We start from the raw sequence: 1,845 nt of genomic DNA on the forward strand, positions 1-1,845 counted from the left end.
GCGTACGGCTCCGTACACGGCGGTTCAAGCTATGCGGCTAAGCCGGTTGATCGTATCCAGTATCGAGACCAGTCCGAGTCGATCCCATAGTTTCTTCGGCAGTGCCTGATTCATATGTGGCGCCGCCGAGTTCCACCATGGGCCTCGGCCGTTATAGGCCGATTTACAGGCACGCTCCTCGCTTAAGCCCAGACGCATCAGGTTGCGCGCCCTCGTAGAGGGCTGCTTCCATTGGCGCCAAATGGCACAGCGGAGTTTGTGCCTGATCCAGCCATCCAGCTCCTCAAGTGGCCGTTTGCTCTGGCTGAGCTTGAAGTAACTCGCCCAGCCTCGTAGTACGGGGTTTATCCGCTCGATGGTGTTTGCCATCTTGCGGCCCCGTGCGCCACACAGCAGCTCTGCGAGCCGGTCGCGCAGGCGACTCAGGCTCGCCGTTGCCACCCGCAGCCTTGGCTGCTGATGCCAGCTCATCCCATAACCCAAGTAATCACACTTCCAGGCTCTCGCTACTCGACTCTTCTTCCGATTCACCGTCAGTTTCAAACGTTGACTCAGGAAGCGCTCGACACTGGCCAATACCCGTTCGCCAGCCCGAGCACTGCGCACATAAATGTTCGCGTCATCGGCATAGCGCACGAAGCGATGGCCACGCCGCTCCAACTCGTGGTCGAGCTCGTCGAGCAAGATATTCGACAGCAACGGCGAAAGCGGGCCGCCTTGCGGCGTCCCCTCCTGCCGTGGGCTGACGACACCGCCCGACATGATCCCGGCTTCAAGGTAGCGGCGGATAAGCCTGAGTACGCACTTGTCTTTGATCCGACGTTCGATGCAGGCCATGAGGATGTCGTGATTGACCCGATCGAAAAACTTCTCCAGATCGAGTTCCACGCACCAGCGGTGTCCCGCTGTCACATGAGCACGAGCCATCTCGATGGCTTGATGCGTATTTCTGCCCGGACGAAAACCATAGCTGTAGTCCGAGAACAGTGGGTCGAAGATAGGTGTGAGCTGCTGCTGCAGTGCTTGCTGGATCAGGCGATCCACGACGGCGGGGATTCCCAGTTGCCGTGTGCCGCCCTGCGGCTTGGGAATTTCAACCGCTCGCACTGCTTGGGGATGGTATTCACCGGCCAGCAACTTGGCCTTGAGGGTTGGCCAATACTGTTTCACGTAGCCCGCCAAGTCAGCGACCGTCATGCCATCGGCACCCGGAGCCCCCTTGTTGCTAACCACGCGTTGATACGCACGCCTGAGGTTGGCCGGTGCAAGCACTCGCTCCATCAGCGTGTCCGGCTCCGCGTTCGTCCACGTCGCTGACGCCGCCGGCACCTTTGCACTGCCAGGCATCACCCTCGGCTTCTGGCCGGGATTCGGAGTGACAGATTCCGTTTTAGGAAATTTCTGCATTGCGGCTACCAACGAGACAGTGACGCCTACTGGCGGCATAACCTGTTCGGCCCTTGGTGACGCGGTTAACCGCCACTTACTACGGCTTCGGCTGACTTCTGCATGCTCATCCCGTCGCCTCTCGACGCCCGGTAGCACAGTGGCAAACGTGCAGATCTCCCAGGGTAATTCGCGCGACCTTCCTGCTTATGCCTGTCGGATTTACGTCGCAGCGTTCCGTGCAAGTATTGGGCTTTGAAGATTGTGGCCTCCTCACCCCGCTGCACCGCCTCGTATCCGCTTCCTGTTCGTCAGGCCAGCATTTTGCCTCGGGCTTCCTTCAGATTCGCAGTCGCCCACGACACCCTTGCCTCTGGCTAACACTTCCCCTTGTCGGGTGTGTAGAGGACTTTCACCTCCAAGTCACCAGCGAGGCCACCACAACCAAGCTGGTTGCGC

1 protein-coding gene is annotated in these 1,845 nt (G+C 59.6%); it reads right to left on the reverse strand.

From position 1 onward, the window contains the following. Positions 1-24 precede the first annotated feature (24 nt). Positions 25-1,446 carry a group II intron reverse transcriptase/maturase gene (gene ltrA, locus GYA94_RS20880; RefSeq protein ID WP_161893011.1) on the reverse strand — a complete coding sequence of 474 codons (1,422 nt, stop codon included), beginning with the start codon at positions 1,444-1,446 and terminating at the stop codon, positions 25-27. Positions 1,447-1,845 lie beyond the last annotated feature (399 nt).

The sequence above is a fragment of the Pseudomonas juntendi genome, assembly GCF_009932375.1.
Classification (GTDB): Bacteria; Pseudomonadota; Gammaproteobacteria; order Pseudomonadales; family Pseudomonadaceae; genus Aquipseudomonas; species Aquipseudomonas juntendi.

Coding starts and splice junctions, on each gene's coding strand:
- ltrA (WP_161893011.1), bottom strand. CDS start 1,446: ATGCCGCCAGTAGGCGTCACTGTCTCGTTGGTAGCCGCAATGCAGAAA.